Source organism: Psychrobacillus sp. OK032, from assembly GCF_900111345.1.
Taxonomy (GTDB): Bacteria; Bacillota; Bacilli; order Bacillales_A; family Planococcaceae; genus Psychrobacillus.
Map to the genome: position 1 here is coordinate 72,323 of NZ_FOGY01000005.1, position 25,314 is coordinate 97,636.

The window sequence follows — 25,314 nt, forward strand, 5'->3', positions numbered from 1 at the left end:
CCTCCTTATTTTAGTCGTTACTTTTCGTAGGATCCATTAGTAATCTAAAGTTTTCTCCAATTCGATCAAATGCCTGAACAATAAGGAGTAAGCAAAGTCCGGGGAAAAAGGCAAGCCACCACATACCTGCAGACAAATACTTCATGGATTCTGACAAAATAATGCCAATAGCCGGCTCGTGTGGAGACAGCCCTAAACCTATAAATGTTACGGCAGATTCATGTAAAATCACATGGGGGAACATCAACATAAAGCCGATTAAGATTTGTGGAGTCAAATGAGGAAGTATATGATGAACAGCAATCCACCACTTAGATTTCCCCATCTGCCGAGAGATCTGAACATATTCTGCAGAGCGAATTTGCATAACTTCTGCTCTAATGACCCGAGCTAAGCTTGGCCAATGGGTTAACATTAGACCGATGACAATACCTTTAAATCCTCCTCCAAATGTAAACGCTATAAGAATAAGGGTTACAAGATGAGGAACACTCAAGAAAAGATCGATTAGCCATGAAATTAGACGATCTGCTACTTTTCCCATTGTTGCTGCAGCCATACCAAGAATAAGAGCAATGGACGTACTGCCAATTGCTCCGATCAATCCAACTCCCACACTCAATGAAAGCCCCATAATTGTTCTGGCAAACATATCTCTTCCTAGCCAATCCGTACCAAAAGGATGATCTAAAGACGGGGCCAAATTACGGGTAATAAGATTCGTTGCAATCCTCTCCTCATCGAGTAAAACTCCTACCACAACAACAGTTACCAAAAGTATTGCCGAAAGAATACTTGTAATGAACTTCCTTTGTCTTCGATTTAAGAAAAATCGACTTTCTTCTTTATTTCTAACTTTGAGACTTGGAATCATAGCATTCTACTCTCCCTTGTTCTCGGATCCACAACATAATAGATCAAATCGGCAATTAAGTTTCCTGCAAACACAAAGAATGTACTAAATATGACTAATCCTAATAAAAGAGGAACGTCTCCCCTAAGACCCGCTTCGACCGTCGCTTGTCCGAGACCTGGATACGAAAATACTTGCTCTGCAAGCACGGCACCACCAAACAATTCACTAAAAGCGGCAAATTGTAAAGTGATCGCTGGCAATGCAACATTACGTAAGCCATGTCTCCAAAACAAAGTGAAACCGCGTTCCCCTCTAGCTCTCGCAAACAACACATAATCACTCGCAAGCACTTCTACTAGCTTCTGACGCGTATGCAATGCAACATTTGCAACGCCAATAATACTAAGTGTAACCGCTGGAAGTATAAGATGCTCTATTCGATTTGCTATGGTCACATCTTCTGCGAGAACTCCGACTGGTACACCCAATCCGATTGGAAACCAGCCGAGCCATACAGCAAACACGATGAGCATTAGAAGTCCCATCCAAAAGGTAGGGGTAGATGCAAGCGTGTAACAATACCATTTAATTATTCGATCAATCCAAGTATCCTTTTTCATGGCAGACACAACACCCATGACAAAACCAATCACTCCTGATAAAACCCATGCTGTTAACATTAAGACAAGTGAGTTTATAAATCGTTCTCCAATAACATCTGCTACCGGACGACGAAAAATCATGGAAGTACCTAAATCACCAGCAAGTAGTGCAGATCCCCAATTCAAAAACTGCACCATAACTGGTTGATCAACCCCCCAATACTCTGCTATCTTCTCTCGCTGCTCTGGTCCTACTTTTAACATATCCGCTCCAATGTAGGCTTGTATTGGATCAATCGGAGAGTTTTTTACTAACAAAAACGATATGAAACAGATAGCTACTAATAATGTAAGCATTCTTAAACCTTTCAACAATAGAAAGATTCCAATCTTTCTCCCAACATTTTTACGCAAGTTTACTTACTCCATTTCCAGTCAACAATATTGTCAGTTGCAGGCCATCCGTGTCCATGTACATGGATTCTTTGTTCTCCAATATCAAGATCTTCTTTCATTAAGTACAAGTGATCGATGTTAACTAACCATGCCCAAGGAGCATCTCCCTTTGCACTTAAACCAGTCGTTCCATCCCATTGTGCTTTTTGCCAAAACTCATTTGCTTCTGCTTCACTTTTAGCTTGAAGAGCCTGTTTAAAATATCCATCCACTGTATCATTTTTGTAAAAGCCTGTATTATAGTAATCTACCCCAGCATTAGCACCACCATAGATGTTGTACATTTCATGTGGGTCATGGCTTCCCCATCCCATAAGAACAGCTTCGGAATACATCTTTTGTCCAATAATATCCCAACTACCGCTTTCTACCTTTATATGAATACCGAGTGGTTTCATCATATCTGCAACGGAAATGGCAAGGGATTGTCTTATCGCATCATCCGCTACGTAATAGAGAGTGAATTCTGCTTTTATATTGTCTTTTTCAAGAATTCCATCACCGTCTGTATCTTTCCATCCTGCTTCTTCTAGTAGTTTACGCGCCCCGTCTGCATCAGCATCTTCGATAACTGTATCTGGATTCCACCAAGGAAGACCATCAACTGAAGTGTAAGCTGGAGAACCGTATCCTTCTAATATACCTTCAATTAGAGCTTTTCGATCCATTGCAATATTAATAGCATGTCGAATGGCTGAATCTGCTGTTACGTCATTACCAATTGGTAAGCCATCTTCTGTAAAATTACCTGACTTCACGTAAGGAAATACGATTCCACGATTATCTACCGTTTTTACTGCTTCTAGTTTCATACCAGTCACGTTCTGTTTACTAAATGCAGCTGGGATGTAGGCAAGATCAACTGTTCCCGCTTGAGCAGCTGCAAAGGCAGAGTCCTCATTTAAAAATACAAAAGTAACTTTTTTAAAGTACGGCTTTTTGCCATAGTATTCAGGGTTTTCTTTAACGATTATTTGCTGTCCTTTGTCCCACTGTACGAGCTGAAAAGGTCCTGATCCTACAGGATTTTCGGCATAATTTTCACCATATGCATGCTTTGGGACAATACCAGTTGCAACTAGATTATTAACAAATGTTGATCGCGCTTCCTTGAGTGTGAACTTAACGGTAGTACTATCAACTGCTTCTACTTTTTCCAATCCATTCAAATCGACTATCGAGCCATTATTCGCCGCTGTATCAAATGTAAATTTCACGTCTTCTGCTGTTAATGGCTCAGCATCTGAAAATTTTACATCATCTCTTAGTTTCACTGTCCAAACTTTTCCATCATCATTTACTTCATAGCTTGTTGCAAGATCATTTACAATATTAAGTTTGTCATCTCTTTTTAAAAGTGTACTTTGAAATAGTGGTGAACCATAACGTCCCCACCCAGTTGCTGGATCAAATCCTGTTTCAGGTTCAGATCCAAATGCCAATACAAGCTCATCTTTTGGACTAACTTCATTGTTATCATTATTTTGACTAGATTTTGATGTTGAACAACCTGCCAATATAATGGAGCAAGTGAACACAGCTATTACTATTAACCTGAAAATTTTCTTTGTCATATATCATTCTCCTTTAATTGTTATGCTTGGTAAACTTACAACTGTGCTACTGGTGCCACTGTAAAACTTCCGTATCCTACACCTTTTAAACTCGTTAGCTTATTACTAAGCTCTTGAACTTCTTTCACTTTTCCTTTAACAACAATTAGTTCTAGACAGCTATCATGATCCAAATGGAAATGTGTCGTTGCAAGGATGACGTCGTGAACGCTATGCTGAATTTTCGTCATTTCTTCTAGCAAATTTCGTTGGTGATGGTTATAGAATAAAAGAATACTTCCTGCAATAATTTGCTCACTATCTTCCCATGATTGTTGAACAATTGCCTCACGAACAAGATCGCGAACGGCCTCCGAACGATTTTCATAGCCTTTCTGTTTGACTAAATCGTCAAACTTCCGAAGCAATTTCCCTTCCATTGAAACTCCGAATCTTTTTAATGATATATCTTGCATTTTGCCGCCTCCTTTAAAGTAAATTTTCATGCCGTAACACGTTTTATCCGAAAGGTAACACGGATATGCGTATAGAATTACCAACAACAATTAAATAATATAATTCTAAATATTTTATAAAATCAGATTTAACTAATTTTGATTATATGTTTCTTTACCTCTGGTAGCAATATAAAAATGAAAGGTAAGATAAAGAATTTCCTATAATTAGGAAAATGCGAAATTTAATATAGTAGTTATGTTTGTTCAATATAATTTTTCGCACAAGTATATTCAATTCTCCTGAAGGAACAGTTACAATACAAAATGACTATGTAATTTTCCCTCATCGGATACCAACCAAATATTACACTGCTTCAAAGTATCGGAATTCAAACAGAATCTTCTACATTAGTACCCTCCTTTAATCCAAAGACGTATGAATCAAATGTCGAAAACGTTTTTCTATCTGGAGTTGTTACAAGCGGCATAACAAATCGTGTTTATATTGAAGATGGACGCCTTCATGGTTTAAAAATTGCAGAAGAAATTGCAAGGCGAACTTCCTATATATGAAGTTAATTACGACTTTAAAAGGCTCTACAAATTACACTATTCGTAATTTGTAGAGCCTTTAACCTATAAATTTCAGAAAATACTTAAATCCCATGTTTTAGCTATTTTCTCTAGTAAATATACACCAGCCACACTACTTCCAAACTCGTCTATAGCTGGCCCATAAATACCTATCCCACAACCTTCTAGTAAAGGAGATCCTTCTTCTCTAACACGTGGAGGTACAGCCGACATAATTCCCCCTGAAACCCCAGTCTTTGTTGGAATTCCAATGAATGCAGCAAATCGACCTGAGTTATTATATACTCCACAAGTAAGCATTAGGCTTTTTGCTAATCTAGCAACTTCTTTAGGAAGTATTTGTTCTTTACGAATCGGATGATAACCATCAAGTGCTAAAATTAACCCCATTAAAGCAATGTCTTCTGTCGTTACTTCAATCGAACATTGCTTCAAATAAACCTCTAATGCTTCCTCTACCGCTATTTCTAAATAGCCTGTTTCTTTTAAATAATAGGCGAGTGCTCTATTTCGATTTGCCGTTTCCCATTCTGAACGGAATACTTCTTCACTATATATAAGAGTTTTCCCTAGCATTTTTTCCAATAAGACCAATATGGACTCTAACTTGGCTGCCGGATTATGTCCTGGAAGAATCGCAGAAACGGCTATTGCTCCTGCGTTAATCATAGGGTTTAATGGCTTTCCTAGTTTATGCATTTCTAAACGAATAATCGAGTCAAACGGATCACCAGTTGGTTCTAGATCAACCCTTTCCAATACATATGGAATCCCATGATGCATACATGCCACTATAAAACTGATTACTTTGGAAACGCTTTGTAATGTAAACGTAACATCTGAATCTCCGGACTTTAGAATAGTCCCATTTGGCTCGATTATTGTAATACCTAGATGCATTGAGTCCGCATTTTCTAAAGCTGGAATATAGGAGGCATTTTTCCCTTCAGCAGTAAAAGCGCGATAATATGTTACCCAATCATCCATTAATTTCTGATTTTGATTACTTCTTTGAGTAATTGCATCTTTACTAATTTTTTCTATTGCTTCCATCTCCTATTCTATAACTGCTCATGTGTTTAGATCATCATAAAAAAGCTACAATACCGCTAATTACGGTAATTGTAGCTTTTGCTATATTAGTCAGATTTAAACCGATAGACTACTCCCCATCACTATCATCATCTTGCTCTCTTGATGGTAATATCCCCATCTTTACCACAAGCTTTGGTAAGTTCATCGCAATAAACATTAATATTGCAGTGATAATGGCTAAATCATATGCTCCATAACCTATTGTCAAACCGACACACGCAGTAATCCAAAGATTTGCAGCAGTAGTAAGTCCCCGTTTAACATTACCCTTATCAATCCAAATTACGCCTGCGCCAAGAAAACCAATACCACTAATTACTTGGGCTGCTAATCGCATAGGATCCATATATGGACCATGGTTTAAAGTTGATAAAGCCATCGCTAGTGTCGATCCTAAACATACTAATATGTGTGTTCTAATACCTGCGGGCTTATCTTTAATAGCTCTTTCTAAACCAATAAAAAAACCGACAACCGTCGCTATAATTAATCTAATATATAATTCAACATGTGAATCAAATAATGATGTAATAAAACTCACCGTGCATTACTCCTTCGAAATTTACTCATATCAAGACTTTCACCCAAAATCATTCTGCCTTCATTATAGCCACAACTAGACTCACTGAACACTATAACAAATTTTAGGCAAGTTCTACTTATTCCCAATAGATAGCCATCAAATCAGTCGCCCACTGTGGTTGTATTATTTCTCCTTTTGGTAAGAATTCGTTCATCACAGGCTTGATATCGATTATAGGCGTACCATCTATTGCGTCTAACCCTCTAACCGTTAAACAATTATCTTCTCGTTTAATTAGTTCTACAACTGTTAGTCCAATTTTATTTGGCCTATTTTTTCCTCTTTGGGCAAAAATGCCGACTTTCGGATACGCTTCGTTATTTCTAGGATGTCTAGATGAATATTGAATTATGTCGTTTGTTACAAGGTGAAAAAGAAAAAGAATTTCCAAATGGCTGAAAGACTCAATTCCATCCAAACTGCTCATACTCCATTCATTATTTAACTTTATTTCTGAAATTACATCACCCCAATAATCGTCTTCTGGAGTTTTACGTGCATTATGCACTGCCCCAATAGAACTGATCGTAAACTTGTTCATTTATCTCACTCCTATATAGGAAAATAATAACATACAATAATAAAATGAAAATTACGTACTAATGATAAAGAGTAATAGTTTATTTTTATCAAAAAACAAAAAAATAAGTAAATGCCTTCCCCCTAAGTCATCAGCAACAGCATTTTACTTCCTTCTAGGTCTCAGGTCGTAGAAAAAGTTAATTCTAAGGATCAATGTGGAACATTTTTCTATTTCATACAATGAAATAAGAACTTAAACGTTAGAAAGGAGCTTTTATAAACATTAAATTCCGCAAAATTTTTAAAGTTTTCTACAAATCTGTTTTTTTTTCATTTTTATTGGTGCAAAATTGTTATTTTTAGGAGGAATTATTTCTATGTCGACGTTTACTAAATGGGCTTTTGGTAACAGGGCCGCTGTCGCTGTATTAACGATATTAATATTAGTGATAGGTGTTGTCAGTTATTTTAGACTACCAATGGAATTTTTACCCGCTGCGGATAATCCGCAAGTGACTATAATTTCTATGGGTCATGGTACTGACTCCAAAACAATGGAGTCGGAAGTGACTATACCAATTGAAAGAGCTGTTACAGGAATAAATGGAAAAACATCCGTTTATTCTACAACCGGAGATGGTTTTTCAAAAGTAGACCTGTTCTTCGAGGCAGGATCTGATATGAAGCAAGCGAAACAGGATGTACAGGATGTGATTAGCAATGTGGCATTTCCTCCCTATATATCTAAACCCACTATATCACAGCTAAATACTTCCATGATTCCAATTGTCAACCTTGCCGTTACATTTGATGATGGTTTGACAACAGAAAACATGGATTTCGCAAAAGATGAGCTTAAATCTCTATATCAAGAGATCAAAGGGGTCTCTAATGTTGATGTATATGGAGTTACAGATTCCATTATTTCTGTGAAGATTGATGAAGAAAAATTGGCTGAACATCAAATTCCTCTTCAAGCCGTTATGGGTATACTTCAAGGTCAAAATACTGCGGTTGCTGTTGGAGAAAAGACAATTGACGGTAAAACGAGCAATATTAAAGTAATCGGGGATGTCACAAGCATTGAAAAACTAAAAGGATTAACAGTAGCTCCTAATGTAGCGCTTAGCGACATCGCCACGATTGAAGAAACAAAAGATACGAATTTCATTAGCCGTTTTAACGGAAAAGATAGCTTAGACATTAGCATTACGAAAGACAGTCAATCTAATGCTGTAACAATTAGCAAAGAAGTTGAAAAAGTAACAAAGGAAATCAATGAAAAATATGCTCAGCAAGAATCTGTAATTTACGTATCCTCAGCTGATTTAGTTAAAAATTCGGTTCATACGATGATAAAAGAAGTGCTTCTTGGTGCACTATTTGCAACGATTGTCATTATGCTCTTTTTACGAAATATACGTACTACTTTTATTACAATTGTATCGATTCCTTTATCGCTATGTTTTACATTATTCCTACTGTCGATGTCTGGAGTAACACTGAATATATTAACGCTTGGCGGTGTCGCTGTTGCAGTTGGACGTCTAGTGGACGACAGTATAGTCGTAATCGAGAATATTTTCCGCAAAATGCAAACAGAGAAATTTTCCGTCCAAATGATTATTGACGCAACGAAGCAAGTAGGTGTCGCAATTACTGCTTCTACATTAACGACTGTAGCCGTATTCTTACCTATGAGCTTATTGAATGGTGGTTTACAAGAATTCCTATTACCATTTGCCTTAACGGTTACGTATTCCTTGCTTGCATCATTGCTTGTAGCGTTAACTGTTGTTCCAGTAATGAGTGCAGGATTATTAAAGAATACAAAGATGCCTGAACATAAGCCAGCTGTTCGTTTTCCAAAACTAGTTACGTGGTCCTTAAACCATAAATGGATTGTCTTTACAATTTCAATCCTTCTATTCTTCGGATCAATCGGTACTTATTTTGTCATTCCTAAAGGTGCAGTTGATAATTCTTCAGCTGACTATGTTATGGCAACACTTAGTTACCCAAATGATACACCAATAGAAGAAGTAAAAGAAAAGACATTGGAACTAGAATCATCTATTCTAGCGATAGATGAAGTGCAACATGTGTTTTCACAAGTAGGTTCACCAGCAGAAGCAGCTCAATATGGCTATGTTGGTTCACCAACAGAAGCATCCTTCAGTATTTTATTGCATGATAAAAAAGATACCGAACATATCATCAATGAGATGGAAAAGAAAAAAGATGACTATCCCGATGCTATTTTAGAATTAACTGCAGCCTCCTTTATGATGGGTGGAGCAAGTGCAAATATTACAATCGATGTCGTTGGTGAAAATGTAACGGATTTAGAAGAAGTAGCAACAGCTATAAAAGAAAAAGTGCAGAATATTGAAGGTGTAGAAGAAGTAACGACCAATCAAGACGAAAAGAAAACGGTACACTCACTTGTAGTTGACCCGACAAAAGGAAACACAGAACAAGTTGCACAACAGTTAGGTGTCATGTTAAATAAAACACCAATCGGAACTATTAGTTTAAATGATAAACAAAAAACGGTATTCTTGGAACCGCTCCTTGATACGAAAACACCAGAAGACTTGGAAAAGATCCAAGTTATGACCGATACAGGTCTTGTCCCTGTATCATCGATTGCAACATTACAAAGTGAAGAACGATCAACTAATCAGTTCCATAAAGACGGAGATACCTACCTTCGAGTAACAGCTTCCGTAGATCCTACAAAGCTATCAGAAATCTCTAGCGCAGTAAATCTCGAAATTTTCGGCGATAATGAGAGCAATGAAGGTATGGATATACCAGTGAATGTAGACGTTCTTATCGGTGGTTCAAGTAGCCAACAAGCAGAAGACTTTACAGATTTATTCCTTATTATGCTTGTATCGATTGGAATTGTATTCTTAATAATGGTAATCACATTTAAATCAATCAAAGCACCAATTGCTATTCTTTGCTCATTACCACTTGCTGCGATTGGAGCCATTTTAGGTATCCTTATTAGCGGAATATCAGTTGATATTACAGCTCTTCTTGGAGCATTAATGCTAATTGGAATCGTCGTAACAAATGCGATTGTATTATTAGACCGAGTGAAACAAAATGAACAAAAAATGATTATTCGTGATGCACTTGTCGAAGCAACAGCAACAAGAATGAGACCAATATTCATGACCGCAATTGCGACGATCTGTGCAATGCTTCCATTATTAATGAAGCAAGCCGAATCAGGAAGTTTAGTATCACAAAGTCTTGCTATTGTTGTTATTGGTGGGTTAGCTATGGCAACTCTTCTGACGTTGATTGTAATTCCATGTATATATGAATTACTTTATTTTAAAAAGTCTAAGAAACAGCGGATGAATCAAGTAGCTGAGTGAGAAGCATCATCTTAATGTGAACATATTAAACCAGGCCTTAGCTAACTCTATGGTCTGGTTTTTACTTCACTCTTTTTCGGGGAAGTGAATTTAGTTTGACAAGAAATTCGATACATATCGTATTTTCCTCTCTATTCGTTACATACTAAAAAGTAATAGGAGTGAAGAAAATGAAAAAAAATGAGTTTCAAAATATGGAAACAGCTGAAGCAAATATTGAGTTGAATGAAATAATGAATGAGGACAATAAACTTATTTACAGAAAAGGAGCTAGCTCTGCAACTGAGGCGAATATTGCCCTCCAAGAAGAGTTCTATGCAAAAAATAACCAGGAGCAAGTACTGCCCACATACATCAGCAACAATGATACCCCAGTAATTATAGTCACTGGTAAGGACAAATAACCAATTATGAGCAATGTTTTGATAATGCGAGAACAAACCGTATCAGCTTTTTGGCATATCAGGCAATAAAACCCGCATCCAGATACCATTTTTTTAATAATGTGGGCTTTGAATATCGTAACTAGCCGCTCTTTTAGTCAAAGGAAAGCGGGCATTAAATTGTACGCTTCAGACTGTAGATAATCCCAATTTCAGATGCATAGAGTGGTATATCAAATTCAGCAAGGACCAACACTTCACTTTGGCGTGGGCTTGGCTTCAGCCTCCTCAGGCCAACACGATGTTGGTATCGAAGGCGCCCGAGTCCCACAGGACGTGGATCATGCAATCGTTACCGCAAAACTTCTTTTGCGATGAACTTTGCGCAGGGGCACAGAACTTTTGCGACGAGCTTTGCGCAGGAGCACAGAACTTTTGCGACGAGCTTCGCGCAGGAGCACAGAACTTTTGCGACGAGCTTTGCGCAGGAGCACAGAACTTTTGCGACGAGCTTCGCGCAGGAGCACAGAACTTTTGCGACGAGCTTCGCGCAGGAGCACAGAACTTTTGCGACGAGCTTCGCGCAGGAGCAGGACGCGGCGAATTTAGATTGCCTTCCATAAGAGGTGGCGTTCCTAGCCCTTGTTCCCCAAGAATTTATACAAGCTCAAAAACTGCACCTTCTGGATAAAGCGAAACATATGCACCTTCTCCATTTAAAAAGGCTATTTCAGCTCCCTCTAGTACATTGTGTTTAGATAGCTCTTTCATTATTGTTTCCAATGCTATTTCAACATCTATTACGAAGCAAAAAGTAATCCCAGCACCATCACCAATTTCTGAACCATCGTACTCCCCATTTCCAGTTGAGTGCAAAGCTTCGTCTAATAAATCGTCCACAAATAAACTCTTTTCCTCGGCCTCTTCGAATTGCTCTTCCTCTTCATAACGATATTGTACAGCTAATTTGATCAACGACTCTGCATCAACATATTCATAGCCCTGATTCGCCTTCTCTGTAGCTAATTTTTTCATAACTTTTTTGGAGCTTTCAAATAACCTGAGTGGGATTTCTTCCTCTTCACCACTAAACCCTAGAGTGCCAGACAGTATGTGAATATTCTTCTCCACTTTCCAAACTTGACAATAGAACGTCTCATTACTTGTCTTTTTAATTAGTCTAATCACGTTAAGCAATCCCCTTCTTTAAGAGTTAAAGAATACTCTTAAAACGATTATATCTTATTTCTATTAATCTTTTTTCTAATATATAAAAAGTCGCCCAACTTCTGACTTAGCAGAATGTGGAGCGACTTTTTAAACCGACAAAAATTTAACGTGGGGTTCTAGGTTCTAAACAATTAGAACATTTTTTCTGATTGCTACCTTTAAATTTTGTTAAGGTTTTTTCAAAAAGGGTTCCGCAAGAACATTTAAACTGTAGTTTTTGTGAATACCCTATATATTCAGATGAAAGCAATGTACATTCTGAATTCTTATTGACATAATCTCTAATTTGATCTATTGTCCATTTTTTATTCAAATCGACACCTCCGATGGCGTTATTATTTAAGTATCGAAGAAGCATTAAATACTTTTTCGTTCTATTAGATTCATGAATCCCAATCTACCTCAATGTGTTATTATACCACCTCTTTAAGAATCCATGTACAATTTCCCCATAAAAATATTGTTTATTGAAATCATTTGTGCTATACTAAGTCTCTAGTAATAAATATGTTTTGACATCCATACTATCGATTATTAGGTTAGTCGACATTAATGGGTGCCAAACCCGCAAGAGTTCTTTAGGAACAAAGAATTCTTTAGAAAAAAGGCATTATCTCCTTGGAGATAGTGCTTTTTTATTTGGCTATAGTGCTAAGTAAGAATACAACAGGCGATTACTTTGATGAAGCAGCAGTGACTAAAGTTCCACCTCCAAGCACCATTAGAACACTACCAATCATATTCCATTGTTTAAATAAATAAAAACCAACAATAAACATTGCTAATCCTAACAAATAGAGAAACACTCTCTTTTTCATAAATTCTCCTCCCTTTTATTATAAAATGGACTCAGAAAATACTTTGTTGACCGCTATGATTTCCGCTACAGACGGACGCTTTCCGCAGGGTGAGCGATGAGCCATCACCGCTGCTTAGCGTACTGAGAGTAAGAGTAACCAAATAACACCTGTAAGCAATTAATTGTCAATAGAAATCGTTTCTCAGCAGTACAATCTCATTTATTTCGAATGGTAAAACAATACTTCCCATTTACAATTATTAATACAATACTCATGGCAATTATGGAGAACAGCTGAGAATGATCCGTAGAAATGGAATACAAAGTAGCAAGTACAATGGCAATGAATAAAGCAACATTCATTAAATGATAGGATTTATAGAATCCAATGAACATAACATGTTTTTCACCTTCATCCGATATTTCTAACAGTTTTTCATCATACTTTGAATCTGTAACTTTCGGTATCTTACGTTCAGGATATATTAATCGTATTAAGTTTGTCATGTAAATCGTAAATAAATAACTTAGAATCATAGTAACTATGGCAATAATCGTGAAGAAGATACTTTGTGATGTAATAACGGTTGTACATAAAACCAACACCGAAAGTACAATACTAGACTGAACAAAAAATGAGTAATCAGCAAATTTTTTATATATCAACAAATCCACTTCATCTTCTTCGTCCCCATCCGCTTCAGTGTGATGTAGTTTTTTCACTTGCAAATACAATATAAAGCTAATAACTAACAATATGAAAATGATAAACAATAATGTAAAAACTATAGCATCCGCATATTCGAAAAAGTCTACCGTGAAATTATTTAGCATAAGTGTAACCACTACAAAACCAACTACACCGCTAAATATAAGTTGGATCACTGTTTTCATTTATAACTCATCCTCCTCTATCAGAAATATACTTTCCACAGGTTCATTAAAAACACGTGCAATTCGAGCAGCAATTAATAAGGAAGGTATAAATTCTTCCCGTTCAATTAAACTAATCGTTTGCCTTGAAACTTTAGTAAGCTTGGCAAGCTGCGTTTGGTTTAACCCATCCCTTGCCCTTAGTTCTTTCAGCCGAGTTTTCATATAGCATCCCCCTCATAAAAAAGTGTAACAAACACCAGTCAATTTGACAAGTATATTTGTCAAATTGACAATAAATCAAGTCATCCAATTGAGCAATTCCCCTCAGCGTAATTATGTACAGATGTAGATCCTCGTCCAGCGGAAGAATGTAAGTACCGCCCACTCCATTCCTCCTCTCCTACATAATTTATTTATGAATATCAAAAATTGAAGGAGGTATAAGAATGCCATTTGAAAATGACAACCTGCCAACCAGGAATAATGATCACTTAGTCAATACATCTGGATTTAGCGAACAACCACTATGGAATTTCATAAACCAGATAGATACTTTTTTCAATCAATTCTTTCAGCAAATGAACACTCACCTTATCGCTGATCCCCTTAGTGTTAACACGTTTGAAAACGAGTCGAATGTGATTGTTGAAGCAAAATTACCAGGATGCAATCGGAATCAGATTCAATTGGAAATCGTCGGAAACAGGCTAAGGATAGGTGTGGAGGACTCTCTTCAGGAAGAAGTTAAATATCCGACCCACACAGGCAGAAAACAGTTTTATCAACGAAGAGAGCGTATAGTATCCCTTCCATTTACAATCCCCGAAAAAGAAGCAAAAGTCTCTTTTGAAAATGAAATATTAACAATCAGCTTCCCAAAGGAAAGTATTAAGCGAAGATACCTAACAATTGATGACGAACGAGTATAAGAGGATAGTTGTATGATCATCTAGGTATATAAACAAAAAGAAACCAGAACATAGCTTAAACACTATGACCTGGTTTCTATTTTGGTTAATTCTTTTTTTGATTATAAGATAAAGCTTACAATAACTGCTGATAATACGCTCACTAACGTTGCTCCGTATAAAAGTTTCAAGCCCATTCGTGCTACAACGTTTCCTTGTTTTTCATGAAGACCTTTTACAGCACCTGAAATGATTCCAATGGAAGAGAAGTTTGCAAAGGAAACAAGGAATACGGAAATGATTCCGATTGATCGTTCACTCAGATTGGACGCTAAATCATTTAATGAGAGCATCGCTACAAATTCGTTTGTAACTAATTTAGTTGCCATAATACCGCCTGCTGTTACTGATTCTGAAACAGGGATACCCATTAAAATCGCAAATGGGGCAAAGACATAACCAATAATTTGTTGGAATGAGACCCCAAATATCATATCGAATAAGGTATTTACTCCTGCCATTAGTGCAACAAATCCGAGTAACATCGCCGCAACTATGATTACAACCTTGAATCCATCTAAAATATACTCGCCCAACATTTCGAAGAAGCTTTGTTTTTCTGATTGCACAACAAGGAGATCTTCTTCTTCGGTTACAGTGTATGGATTGATGATGGAAGCAATGATGAATCCTCCAAATAAATTAATCACGATTGCCGTTACGACATATCTCGGTTCAATCATCGTCATATAAGCTCCGACAATAGACATCGATACTGTAGACATCGCTGACGCAGAAAGTGTATATAGACGTTGAGGAGATAATAGACCAAGCTGTTTTTTCACGGTAATAAAAACTTCAGATTGTCCAACAATAGCAGATGCTACTCCGTTGTAAGATTCTAATTTACCCATGCCGTTTACTTTACTGATTACCCACCCAATCCATTTCATAATGAAAGGAAGCACTTTAATATGCTGCAGAATTCCTATCAGAACTGAGATGAATACGATAGGAAGTAGAGCTGTTAAGAAGAAAGGAGCTTGTCCTTCGTTAGCAAGGCCACCAAATACAAAATTGATTCCTTCATTAGCGAATTCGAGTAATTTTTCAAACCCAGCTGCGATTCCCTTAATAAGTATCAATCCAAATTTCGTATTCAGTAATAAAAAAGTTAAAATTACTTGAATAATGAGCATCTGGATAATTGGTCTAATTTTTATTTCTTTACGATTGTTACTTGCAACCCAGGCAAGAGCCAGAACAACAATTAAGCCTACGATTGAGATTAAATAATTCATTTAAATTTAATGCCTCCACTAAGTTGTAATTTTAGAAGATTGGACGTCTGACCATCCAACTTACTAAGTATACATTTTTAACTCAGTATGTCCAAATACTATTTTTTACATGTTACCCATCTTGATAAAAGAATATTATATTTTATGTAAGCGGTTCACCAAATTGTAACACTTTGATTGCATTTATTTGAATTCAAGGCATATATATGTACGAAATGACAAAACGAAAAAGCCACAATCACCGAATCATCTTCGGTAATCGTGGCTTTTAAAACTTCAATTGTCCTATTTTTTAAGAATTAACAGGAACTGCTTTGCTGTGTTTTCCTAATCTACGTTCTTTAGCTTCTTCAGCAGCAGCTGTGAACAGTACGTCAGAAGATGAATTCAATGCAGTTTCACAAGAATCTTGAATAACACCGATGATAAAACCAACACCAACAACTTGCATGGCAACATCATTTGGAACACCAAACAAACTACATGCTAGTGGGATTAGTAAAAGTGATCCACCTGCAACACCTGATGCACCAGCAGCAGAGATAGCTGCTACAACAGTTAGCATAACTGCTGTTATAAAATCAACTTCAATACCAAGCGTTTTTACTGTTGCAAGCGTTAGCACAGCAATTGTAACGGCTGCACCAGCCATATTGATAGTAGCACCTAGAGGGATTGATACAGCATAAGTATCCTCATCTAAACCAAGTTTTTCACATAATTTCATATTTACTGGAATATTCGCAGCTGAACTACGTGTAAAGAATGCAGTTATACCACTTTCTCTTAAAACCAATAATACAAGTGGATAAGGATTTTTTCGCGTATACATGAATACGAGCAACGGATGCACTACAAATGCGATAAACAACATACACCCAACTAAAATTAAAATTAATCTACCGTATTCAAGTAAAGCAGAAAGACCAGTTGTTACGATTGAGTCAAAAATAAGCCCCATAATACCAAGCGGTGCTAAATTAATCACCCATTGTACTACTTTAGTGATTGCATCTGAAAAACTACCCAACATGTCTTTCGTATTTTGATTTGCACTCTTTAATGCAATCCCAAGTACGACTGCCCACATTAATATACCTATATAGTTAGCATTGACTAATGCATCAACTGGATTCGCAACTAAGTTAAATAATAATGTTTGAACAACTTCCACAATACCTTCAGGTGGCGCAAGATCTTCTGCTCCTGTTTTGAGTGTTAATGTAACTGGGAACATAAAACTTGCAAGAACAGCGACAACCCCTGCTAGGAATGTACCAAGACCATAAAGAACAAGAACCGATTTCATATTCGTTTTCTTACCACTTTTATGACCGGCAATGGCATGCATCACTAAGAATAATACTAATATTGGTGCAACTGCCTTTAATGCACCGACAAATAAGGAACCTAAAATAGTGACTCCACTTGCGGCATTAGGAAGGGTTAAAGCTAAGATAACTCCGACAATAATACCGATAACGATCCTTTTAACAAGGCTCATTTGATTCCACTTAATTAATAAATTTTTCATCATACTATCCCCCAAAATTTTCTTAAGATTTAATACGTACAGCCACTTCTCCCCTTAAAATAATATGTACTTATTTTATCTTTAAATAGACTGATATTTTATCTTAACATATACTTTTAGAATTTTGAATTGTTTTTTTACGTTATATTTTGGTTTATATTGTGAAGATTTTCCTGTTTTAGCCGTTATTTAGGGAACTTTTGGACAAGGCAGGGACATTATGAAAACAATAAAAAAGCCACAATTACTGAATCTTTTCAGTAATTGTGGCTTTTAAATTCATAGCTATTGTTCCCTAGCAAGAAACAAACATGAAAATCTTATCATTCAAGCTGGTCTGTATTTACATGAATGTTTCTTACACATGGCAGCTATTTTAATGTAACAATCATATTTATTGATATAGAAACAGGCGAAGAAATCGAATGTAAAGAGCCGTTTTCGGAAAAAACAACCAAATATTATGTCCTGAGAACTAAGCTACCTTTATACTAGTGGCTTTTGAATCAATGTAGCAAATTCTAGCGGATGCACATGCCCATCATCAAGGGTAGTAGTACCTTTGACAAAGTGTACGTGTTTGTCATCGCCAACACGGATAGCAGGCCCTGTTTCTATTGCAACCTCGTGATGATGATCTAAAAAATCAGTATTAACCATTAGAACATGTACATGACTATTCCCTCTCGGAATTACTTCACTCGTAACGCCTGCAAAACGATGATTATGTCTGTCATCTCCTTCTTCAGCTAATTTGGTACTAGCCAAAAATTCATGAACATGCGTTTGATTTGTTTCATCTGAAGCTTTAATCTTGTTAGCCTGCTCTTCTTTAATGTTCTTCTCTTTTAGGTTTGTTTCTTTTTCATGTAAATCTTTAATCATTAAACAGAGGCCCCCTTAAAATTAGACTGCTCTATATACTATTGGTTGAGTAAGGGCTTTATGAATAAAAGAAAAAAATAATAACACTTAAGCTTATTGGAATCCGATTAATTTTGTTCTTTGTGTCAGAAACAAACATGAATGTTTCTAACACAGAGTATCTATTTAGGGTATTTTAATATTTTATGAAATTAATACAACGCAACGTTGTGATACTTATCACATTAGTCCAAGTCTATTCATATTTTTGACATAATATATCTTTAAGGATGAATTCAAGTAATCCTTAATCTTAATGTAAGAGGTGAAAATATATGAGTGATGGAAACTATAGCGGTGGCAGTGGCAACACGGGCTCAAGCTTTACATTGATTGTCGTATTGTTTATTCTCCTTATCATCGTGGGCGCTTCTTTTATGAGTTCTTACTAATCTCTATGTGATGGATAATATTTGATAGCTTCCGCGTCATTGAGTATTACCACCACAATTAATAAGGATAATGGGCAGGTTCAAGGCAATCTGCCCTTTATTTTAGATTATTGGATGGAGAAATATACGATCACCAATAAAAGGGGATTTTTTTAACACGGAATCAAAGAATGTTTAAACAATAGAAAGGAGGGATATTATGGAACCGTTCGCTATGAGAAATATGGGCCGTCGGATTATGGTGAGAGATAGAATGGGTAGAAGACGCATCGGAATGATAGATGGCGTTGTACCAGGAAGAGGAATGTTTATACGAAATCGCTTTAGAAGAGAATTTATACCTTTCTTCTTAATCGCAACTCTATTTTTAATATAGCATTAAGATAGAAGTAAGCGTCAAATAATCCCCATCTGTAAATCAGATGGGGATTCGTTTATTATTTAGTTACTTTGATAAATACCATGCAAGTGATTTCGTGTAGAGACGAACTTCCAGCGAATTTATTGTAGCTACCTATCTCATCCTTTTTGACTCCTTATCACTAACGAACATTATTTAGCAGCAATAATTTAGAAACAACTTTATAGTAAAATGAACAATAGATGCTTTTTAGAGGATGTGTAAAATGAATACTGTAAAGAAAACAATTTTAATAGTAGAAGACGAGGAATCCATTTACGATATATTATCTTATGCTTTACGTAAAGAAGGATTTAGTGTGTATGGTGCTTCTACCGGGAAGAAAGCTTTAGAATATTTTCAAGGAATAGAAATAGACCTGGTTATCTTAGACCTAATGTTACCTGATACAACAGGCTTTGAGTTATGCAAAGAGATTACGTCTAATAGTAATTTACCAATCCTAATGCTAACTGCTCGTGATGATATTGTAGATAAAGTTTTAGGACTAGAACTCGGAGCTGAAGATTATATGACCAAGCCATTTGATGTTAGAGAAGTCATTGCACGGGTAAAAGTATTACTACGACGAAATTCATCACAAACTCCCTTTCACTCTATAAAAGTAAATGAATCGATTCATATTGATCCTCGGGCATACGCTGTCTTCCAAGACAATGAGGTGGTAGTGCTAAAGCCTAAAGAATATGAGTTGTTGTTATTATTAGCTCAACATAAAAATCGTGTGTTTTCACGAGAAGAGATCCTAGATACCGTTTGGGAGATGGATTATGAAGGTGGACTTCGGACGGTCGATGTACATGTACAGAGAATCCGGAAGAAACTGGATTCCTCCATTATTGAGACTGTTTTTGGGATAGGCTATAAAATGAAGGGAAACTAAACGATGAAATGGACAATTCGAAAAAAATTCTTTGTAGGGTTTTTCTTTTTGTTTACGGTGGCTGCATTTCTATTTAACTTCGTATTGGCAAATATGCTAGAAAATCATACGACAACCAATTTAGAATCAGATGTTACCACGTTACAATTTGCAACGAAACAATATATGAAACAATTTAAACAATTACATAAACAAGACGGAAGCTTTTTTATAGAAGATAGTTACACCATTGCAAATGAGCTTAGTAAAATCAATGACCAAAGTGTGGCTCTATATGATGTGACTGGGCAATTTATATATGAAGCAGCACCCATTGACCAATCGTTACTCATTGAACATCAACGTTATCAAACGAATGTAGAAAATGAGAGTAGTGAGGAATTAAAACAGGCATTTCAAAATAAATCGGCCTACACTATTCAACCCGTTGAAAATGGAACACTTCTCTATTTTGCATATCCGCTTTATATCGAAGATACCTTTTATGGTGTCATTCGATTTACCGCTGATTATACAGATGTTTTTCAGCATAACGAGCGATTATTAAGAAGCTTCACCCTACTTACTATCTTACTATTTTTAGGAGTCTTTATAATCTCTTTATTAATAACAAACCAGATCACTAAACCACTTCATGACTTAACAAATGCGACCAAACGAATGGCACAAGGTGATTATCAGCCCATTCCTGCAATCAATAGAACCGATGAAATGGGCGAACTTGCGAAGCATTTCAAGCTGATGCAACATGAAATTCAGCAACATATCCAGACAATTGAACGGGAAAAAGAGAAGGTCATGTTATTAGAAGAAAAGCGTAGGAGCTTTTTTAATAATGTAACCCATGAATTAAAAACTCCCCTTACGACCATATCAGGGTATGCACAAATTATTGGAGAAAAGGATTTTGACGATGCTATCTTTCTTAGCAAAGCCACTCAAAAAATAAGAAGTGAAAGCGATCGTTTAAATGAAATGGTCACCCAATTACTGACATTATCAAAATATCAATCGGAGACTCTAAATAAACGAACGGAAGTATTTGATCTATTTCCGCTTGTACAGTCGATTTCTGAGGACATGCAGCTGAAGGCAACACAGTATAATACAAACATTGTGGTAAGTGGAGAGCCACTTATTGTACGAGGCAATCAAAATGAACTCAAACAACTTTTTATCAATTTGATCGATAATGCTATTCAGCATGGTAAACCAGGTCACGATATTGACATAGAGGTACGTGATCAAATCCTAATAAAAAATGCTTGCTTCCCTATACCACCAAACATTCTGGAACATATCTTCGAACCTTTTGTGCATCGAAAAAAAGAAGGTAGTTCCGGTTTAGGTTTATTTATTTGTGCCGAAATAGTCGAACGTCATAAAGGTACCATTATGTTTGAAGAAAAATTGGGACAGGCAGTTGTAACAATCATTATTCCTCGTTGGCAACATTCTGGCAACAACTAAGACAAGATTCGAAACAACAATTCCTTATGCTATGTATGCAAGCTACTAATAGGAGGAATAAAAAATGAAACGAAAATGGCAAGGAATTGCAGTACTCACAATAAGCAGTATTATCGCAGCAGGATGCACGATGAATGGAAATGCAACTACTAAAACCGTAACCATTTCCGAAGATGTCAAATTAGAAAGTGCTTTAACGGATGGCAGTATTATCGCAAAACATGATGGTTCCATACCTATTGATGTAGAAGTAAAACACACCGGTTTCAAAGGGAACAATTTATTTTACAATCAAAACAAAGCTACCTATCGTCTTGATTTGGAGACGATGAAAAAAGAAAAAATAGCAGATGAACCATTCTATTTGTTATCTGAGGACGGCAAACGCGCCTTGTCTCTTGTGAACGAGGAATTTTATGTACTCGATTTTCAAACGAATACAAAACAGTTCATTGGAACAGGTTCAGAAGAATACATGACATACTTTGGTAATGTAGAAGGGTCAACAGTCATTCAAGTTATTGAAAAGCAAAGTGACATGGTTATAGAAAAAACAAACCTTGCAACAGAACAAAAAACATCCTGGACAATCTCAGACATGTTTGAGTGGGATGGTTTATCCATTTCATCCTTCCAAACGAGTAGTAATGGGATATATATTGTAGGAAACTCATTACAAGAAGGTTATGGATTTTATCATTTGACGGAAAATGGTGATATGGAACAATTATCCCCATTAGAAAAAATAGATTCGATGGACCGCTATCACTTTTTAGACGAAGAAACCATTATCTTTAACGACATGTACAACGGAAAATCTGGGATTTATACACTGAATTTGAAAACAGAACAAGTAACACAACTTGTAGCAGGTGGTGAAGACGAGGAAGGTATTTGGATACCATTTTACAAACTATCACCAGATGAGAACAAAATTCTATTCGATGCCCCTGTCCAAGTAGGTAAAGAGTATAAAACAAATGTTTATATAGCTGAGCTAGTGAATGGAAAAGTTTCCAACCCATCATTGATTATGCAAAACGCAGATTTATATGGTGTTATATCTCACACTGGGTATTGGAGTATGGACTCGAATACCTTCTATATAAGTACGACTATTCCTGGAAAAGAAACCATCGACACTATTGAGGTATTTCAAGTCCAATCAGATAAATAAAAAAATCAAAGAGGCTGGGACAGAAGTAGCCTTAATAAATGAAAAAAGTGAAATCGCAAGCACTATTTCACTTTTTTCATATTTTAATATTATGTGGACAAGAGCTTATACTCTTGCCACATATTTTCGGATATTTACGGCCATTAATGCGAGGTCGATTTCGTGTTCGACCTTAGATTTTCTACGAACAGAAAATCGCGTAAAACCTAAATTAGCCTTCAAGAATCCAAAAACTGGTTCCAGGTAAATTTCATCGTCCATAAAGGAGACGAAAAAAGCGGTGAGCTCACGCGCTCACCGCCTTCGGGATGCCCCGACGCCCCCTAACGGGTCGCCGACATCATCCCATGGCCAGGGGCCAACCTATTAGAGCTTCCCTTGCCATTGCTATTGTCATTGGCTGTTGCCTTTGTTGTTACCTTGGCCATTACCATTGTTGTTTCCATTGTTACCGTTGTTGTTTCCTTTACCGTTGTCCTTGTTGAGTTTGAAGTTCAACGGAACGTCCTTTTCAAGCGGTGTGTCTGCAGAGGAACCACCGACATGCACGCGGTACTTTCCTTTAGCAGTTTCCCACTCGCCATCAGCCCAGTTCGCTAGGTTGTCCGGATCTTCCGGAACGAAGTAAGAGAACGGGTGGTTGGAGTCGGACTGGTTAATTCGCATAGTAACCTTCTTGCTCTCACCTGGCTTAAGTTCAACCTTCTCGAAGTTAACAAGACGTTTAGCTGGCTCATCAGCCTCGTCCGGTAGAGTCAAGTAGACTTGTGTCGCTTCAGCGCCGGTAACGTCGCCTGTGTTCTTCACTGTGAAGGACACGTCAATACCAGACACTGAACCTTTGCCCTGCACCTGCTTCACCTTAAGGTCATCATACTCGAAAGTCGTGTACGACAAGCCGTGCCCGAATGGGAAGACCGGCTTCACATCGTTCGCTTCATACCAGCGATAGCCCATCTCGAGATTCTCGGAGTACTGAGTGATTAGCTGGTGAGAACCGTCACCGTACGCTCCCGGGCCTCCTGGCTTACCAGTGTCTTTACGTGTTCCAGGGTATTGCTCCTCAGTCGCGAAGGCAGCTTCACGCTCTTTATTTCCAAACGTCATTGGCAGCTTACCAGAAGGATTAACTTTACCATATAGTATGTTGGCCACGGCATTGCCATCCTCCATACCTGGATTCCACGCCTCAAGTACTGCAGGTACCTTATCTAACCATGGCATAAGTACCGTACCAGAAGTCTTCAGAACCACAGCAGTGTTTTCTGGGTTAGCCTCCATAACCGCGTCGATTAGCGGCTCCTGTTCCACTATGTCTTTTCCTTTTTCGGTCGGATCGAGGTCTATAGCCGGGAAGCCAAGAGTCGTGCGGTCCTTGCTCTCAGCTGGGTTGTCACCGATCATTAGCAGCACGACATCGGACTCAGCAGCCAGCTTAGCAGCAGCCTCCGGATCGCGGCCATCGTTATACGTTACTTTAGTATCGTAGCCCAACTCCTTGATGACATTCTCCAAGCCCTGTTGTGGTGTGACCGTGTAAGAAGTCGGGACGTTCGTATTGTTAGCTTTAAGCGAGTGCTCCGGCAACTTCGCAATGCCGGCGAACCATTCAACGCCAATCAGTGCGATCGACTTCGGCTCTCCGTCCAGTGGAAGGAAGCCGTTATCGTTCTTCAACAGCACGGACCCTTCCTCAGCAATCTCACGTGCGCTTGCGCCGTTTTCCATCAGATCGACGTTCTCCCACTTGAACTCGTCCCAAGGCTCATCCATTTGGCCGAACTCAATCATCTTAATATATCGTGCACGAAGCAGATTGTCGATGTCGTTCTCAGTTATCTCACCTGAATCAATGGCATCATTGATTTTTTCCTCTGTGTAGTACTGCGCTGTCCAGTCTAGCTCGACATTCGCGCCCGCCTTGATGGCACCGACCGTGTCGTGAATCGCGCGACGGTCACTCATAACCCAACCTTTGAAGCCCCATTTGTCTCTTAAGGCTTCTTGGAGTAATTCAGAGCTTTCACAGGCAAAAGTGCCGTTAACATTCGGGTACGAGCACATCATAGAGGCTGGGTCAGCTTCTTTGGCATTCATCTCGAATGGCAACATGTACAGCTCGTGCATGGCTCTTGATGGGATCTCGCCACCCATCGTATTACGTTCGAACTCCTGCTCGTTTCCAGCCAAGTGCTTGAGCTGAACCTGAACACCTTGGTCCTGAATACCCTTTGTCTGCTCGATCCCTAGGGCACCCGTCAGGTAAGGGTCCTCACTGAAGTACTCATAGGCACGACCACCGTACGGGTGACGCAGGAGGTTCATACTCGGTCCAAGTATCACTTGATGCGCGAATGCCCGAGCCTCCTCGCCTAGAATTCGGCCGGCCTCATAGTTCAGCTCGCGGTCGAAACTCGCGGACATTGCCAGTGTGGAAGGTAGACCCGTTGTCACGTGATCGACACACGATCCGCCCTTAACGCCCGTACCACTGTTGGTCATGCGGATATTGGGAATGCCCAGCTCATCGATCCCACGGATTTGACGGCCAGTGTCCTGAAATTCACACCCAGGCAGGGTACCCTGGGGCGCAAATTCGCCGTTCCGGTACTTGGTTGCTTTATAAGGATTATTGATGACGACCGTCTTACCGGTGTCGTTCTCATTAAATCGCGAAGTAGCGATTTGCTGGATCTTCTGCTTCAACGTCATATTATCAAGAAGCAGCTCGGTGCGCTCCTCAGCAGAGAGCTGAGTGTTCATCCAGGGGTTGGTCACTTCCGTTCCACCGTTCATCGCATTAGCTGGAATTACTGAACCAAATGCAATAGTTGTAGCTAAGATACTTGTTGCGAGTACGTTACGTACATTTTTGTACTTGCTCGTCATAAAAAAATCCCTC

24 protein-coding genes and 1 pseudogene are annotated in these 25,314 nt (G+C 37.9%); 8 read left to right on the forward strand and 17 right to left on the reverse strand.

What is annotated here, in order from left to right; all coding sequences use genetic code 11:
* Nucleotides 1-10 precede the first annotated feature (10 nt).
* From BMZ04_RS11045 to tsaA, 7 genes are all read right to left on the reverse strand, one after another.
* Nucleotides 11-874, reverse strand: a complete 864-nt coding sequence (locus BMZ04_RS11045; protein ID WP_093269905.1) for an ABC transporter permease — start codon at nucleotides 872-874, stop codon at nucleotides 11-13.
* Complete coding sequence (locus tag BMZ04_RS11050) at nucleotides 871-1,815, reverse strand: ABC transporter permease (RefSeq protein ID WP_093270678.1); 945 nt, start codon at nucleotides 1,813-1,815, stop codon at nucleotides 871-873. The genes BMZ04_RS11045 and BMZ04_RS11050 overlap by 4 nt, the downstream gene beginning before the upstream one ends.
* 59 nt (nucleotides 1,816-1,874) lie before the next feature.
* Nucleotides 1,875-3,488, reverse strand: coding sequence for an ABC transporter substrate-binding protein (locus tag BMZ04_RS11055; RefSeq protein ID WP_093269908.1), 1,614 nt, complete (start codon nucleotides 3,486-3,488; stop codon nucleotides 1,875-1,877).
* A gap of 35 nt (nucleotides 3,489-3,523) precedes the next feature.
* Nucleotides 3,524-3,943 (reverse strand): nickel-responsive transcriptional regulator NikR, encoded by a 420-nt coding sequence (gene nikR, locus BMZ04_RS11060; protein ID WP_093269911.1) that lies wholly within the window; start codon nucleotides 3,941-3,943, stop codon nucleotides 3,524-3,526.
* A 627-nt stretch (nucleotides 3,944-4,570) separates the two neighbouring features.
* A complete protein-coding gene (locus tag BMZ04_RS11065; protein WP_255367906.1) occupies nucleotides 4,571-5,554 on the reverse strand; it encodes a glutaminase in 984 nt (327 codons plus the stop codon).
* A gap of 127 nt (nucleotides 5,555-5,681) precedes the next feature.
* Nucleotides 5,682-6,155 carry an MgtC/SapB family protein gene (locus tag BMZ04_RS11070; protein ID WP_218145521.1) on the reverse strand — a complete coding sequence of 158 codons (474 nt, stop codon included), beginning with the start codon at nucleotides 6,153-6,155 and terminating at the stop codon, nucleotides 5,682-5,684.
* Between the two features lie 118 nt (nucleotides 6,156-6,273).
* The gene (tsaA, locus tag BMZ04_RS11075) at nucleotides 6,274-6,738 is read right to left on the reverse strand and encodes a tRNA (N6-threonylcarbamoyladenosine(37)-N6)-methyltransferase TrmO (protein ID WP_093269919.1); all 465 of its coding nucleotides are present in this window, start codon (nucleotides 6,736-6,738) and stop codon (nucleotides 6,274-6,276) included.
* A 358-nt stretch (nucleotides 6,739-7,096) separates the two neighbouring features.
* Here tsaA and BMZ04_RS11080 point away from each other — a divergent pair, with 358 nt between their 5' ends.
* On the forward strand, nucleotides 7,097-10,114 hold the full coding sequence (locus BMZ04_RS11080; RefSeq protein ID WP_093269924.1) for an efflux RND transporter permease subunit: 3,018 nt from the start codon (nucleotides 7,097-7,099) through the stop codon (nucleotides 10,112-10,114).
* A 170-nt stretch (nucleotides 10,115-10,284) separates the two neighbouring features.
* Complete coding sequence (locus BMZ04_RS11085; protein ID WP_093269926.1) at nucleotides 10,285-10,518, forward strand: hypothetical protein; 234 nt, start codon at nucleotides 10,285-10,287, stop codon at nucleotides 10,516-10,518.
* Nucleotides 10,519-11,154: 636 nt separating this feature from the next.
* Here BMZ04_RS11085 and BMZ04_RS11095 read toward each other — a convergent pair.
* The 5 genes from BMZ04_RS11095 to BMZ04_RS11110 form a co-directional block, all read right to left on the reverse strand.
* The gene (locus tag BMZ04_RS11095; RefSeq protein ID WP_093269932.1) at nucleotides 11,155-11,685 is read right to left on the reverse strand and encodes a hypothetical protein; all 531 of its coding nucleotides are present in this window, start codon (nucleotides 11,683-11,685) and stop codon (nucleotides 11,155-11,157) included.
* 145 nt (nucleotides 11,686-11,830) lie between these two features.
* On the reverse strand, nucleotides 11,831-12,040 hold the full coding sequence (locus BMZ04_RS11100) for a hypothetical protein (RefSeq protein ID WP_093269936.1): 210 nt from the start codon (nucleotides 12,038-12,040) through the stop codon (nucleotides 11,831-11,833).
* Between the two features lie 361 nt (nucleotides 12,041-12,401).
* Nucleotides 12,402-12,545, reverse strand: coding sequence for a hypothetical protein (locus BMZ04_RS22385; RefSeq protein WP_177184414.1), 144 nt, complete (start codon nucleotides 12,543-12,545; stop codon nucleotides 12,402-12,404).
* A gap of 197 nt (nucleotides 12,546-12,742) precedes the next feature.
* Nucleotides 12,743-13,420: a DUF3169 family protein gene (locus tag BMZ04_RS11105; protein ID WP_093269939.1), complete on the reverse strand. Its 678-nt coding sequence runs from the start codon at nucleotides 13,418-13,420 to the stop codon at nucleotides 12,743-12,745.
* Nucleotides 13,421-13,624: a helix-turn-helix transcriptional regulator gene (locus BMZ04_RS11110; protein ID WP_093269942.1), complete on the reverse strand. Its 204-nt coding sequence runs from the start codon at nucleotides 13,622-13,624 to the stop codon at nucleotides 13,421-13,423.
* 224 nt (nucleotides 13,625-13,848) lie between these two features.
* Between BMZ04_RS11110 and BMZ04_RS11115 the strand changes: the two genes are divergently transcribed.
* Entirely contained in the window at nucleotides 13,849-14,331 is a 483-nt protein-coding gene (locus BMZ04_RS11115) for an Hsp20/alpha crystallin family protein (RefSeq protein ID WP_093269945.1), read from the forward strand.
* A gap of 101 nt (nucleotides 14,332-14,432) precedes the next feature.
* On the opposite strand, the gene BMZ04_RS11120 is transcribed toward BMZ04_RS11115, so the two are convergent.
* From BMZ04_RS11120 to BMZ04_RS11130, 3 genes are all read right to left on the reverse strand, one after another.
* Entirely contained in the window at nucleotides 14,433-15,611 is a 1,179-nt protein-coding gene (locus BMZ04_RS11120) for a NupC/NupG family nucleoside CNT transporter (protein WP_093269947.1), read from the reverse strand.
* A 292-nt stretch (nucleotides 15,612-15,903) separates the two neighbouring features.
* Nucleotides 15,904-17,145, reverse strand: coding sequence for a serine/threonine transporter SstT (sstT, locus tag BMZ04_RS11125; RefSeq protein WP_093269950.1), 1,242 nt, complete (start codon nucleotides 17,143-17,145; stop codon nucleotides 15,904-15,906).
* A gap of 486 nt (nucleotides 17,146-17,631) precedes the next feature.
* The gene (locus BMZ04_RS11130) at nucleotides 17,632-18,030 is read right to left on the reverse strand and encodes a YmaF family protein (protein WP_093269953.1); all 399 of its coding nucleotides are present in this window, start codon (nucleotides 18,028-18,030) and stop codon (nucleotides 17,632-17,634) included.
* Between the two features lie 314 nt (nucleotides 18,031-18,344).
* Here BMZ04_RS11130 and BMZ04_RS11135 point away from each other — a divergent pair, with 314 nt between their 5' ends.
* From BMZ04_RS11135 to BMZ04_RS11150, 5 genes are all read left to right on the forward strand, one after another.
* Nucleotides 18,345-18,461: a YjcZ family sporulation protein gene (locus BMZ04_RS11135; protein WP_093269956.1), complete on the forward strand. Its 117-nt coding sequence runs from the start codon at nucleotides 18,345-18,347 to the stop codon at nucleotides 18,459-18,461.
* 199 nt (nucleotides 18,462-18,660) lie between these two features.
* Nucleotides 18,661-18,837 (forward strand): hypothetical protein, encoded by a 177-nt coding sequence (locus tag BMZ04_RS22390; RefSeq protein WP_177184415.1) that lies wholly within the window; start codon nucleotides 18,661-18,663, stop codon nucleotides 18,835-18,837.
* A 250-nt stretch (nucleotides 18,838-19,087) separates the two neighbouring features.
* Nucleotides 19,088-19,765, forward strand: coding sequence for a response regulator transcription factor (locus tag BMZ04_RS11140; protein ID WP_093269959.1), 678 nt, complete (start codon nucleotides 19,088-19,090; stop codon nucleotides 19,763-19,765).
* A gap of 3 nt (nucleotides 19,766-19,768) precedes the next feature.
* On the forward strand, nucleotides 19,769-21,235 hold the full coding sequence (locus BMZ04_RS11145; RefSeq protein WP_093269961.1) for a sensor histidine kinase: 1,467 nt from the start codon (nucleotides 19,769-19,771) through the stop codon (nucleotides 21,233-21,235).
* A 64-nt stretch (nucleotides 21,236-21,299) separates the two neighbouring features.
* Nucleotides 21,300-22,412, forward strand: a complete 1,113-nt coding sequence (locus tag BMZ04_RS11150; RefSeq protein ID WP_093269964.1) for a TolB-like translocation protein — start codon at nucleotides 21,300-21,302, stop codon at nucleotides 22,410-22,412.
* Between the two features lie 105 nt (nucleotides 22,413-22,517).
* On the opposite strand, the pseudogene BMZ04_RS22005 reads toward BMZ04_RS11150, so the two are convergent.
* Nucleotides 22,518-22,664: pseudogene (locus BMZ04_RS22005) on the reverse strand (transposase); the annotation flags it as partial.
* A gap of 141 nt (nucleotides 22,665-22,805) precedes the next feature.
* Complete coding sequence (locus BMZ04_RS11155) at nucleotides 22,806-25,301, reverse strand: beta-glucosidase (protein ID WP_093269968.1); 2,496 nt, start codon at nucleotides 25,299-25,301, stop codon at nucleotides 22,806-22,808.
* Between the last annotated feature and the right edge of the window lie 13 nt (nucleotides 25,302-25,314).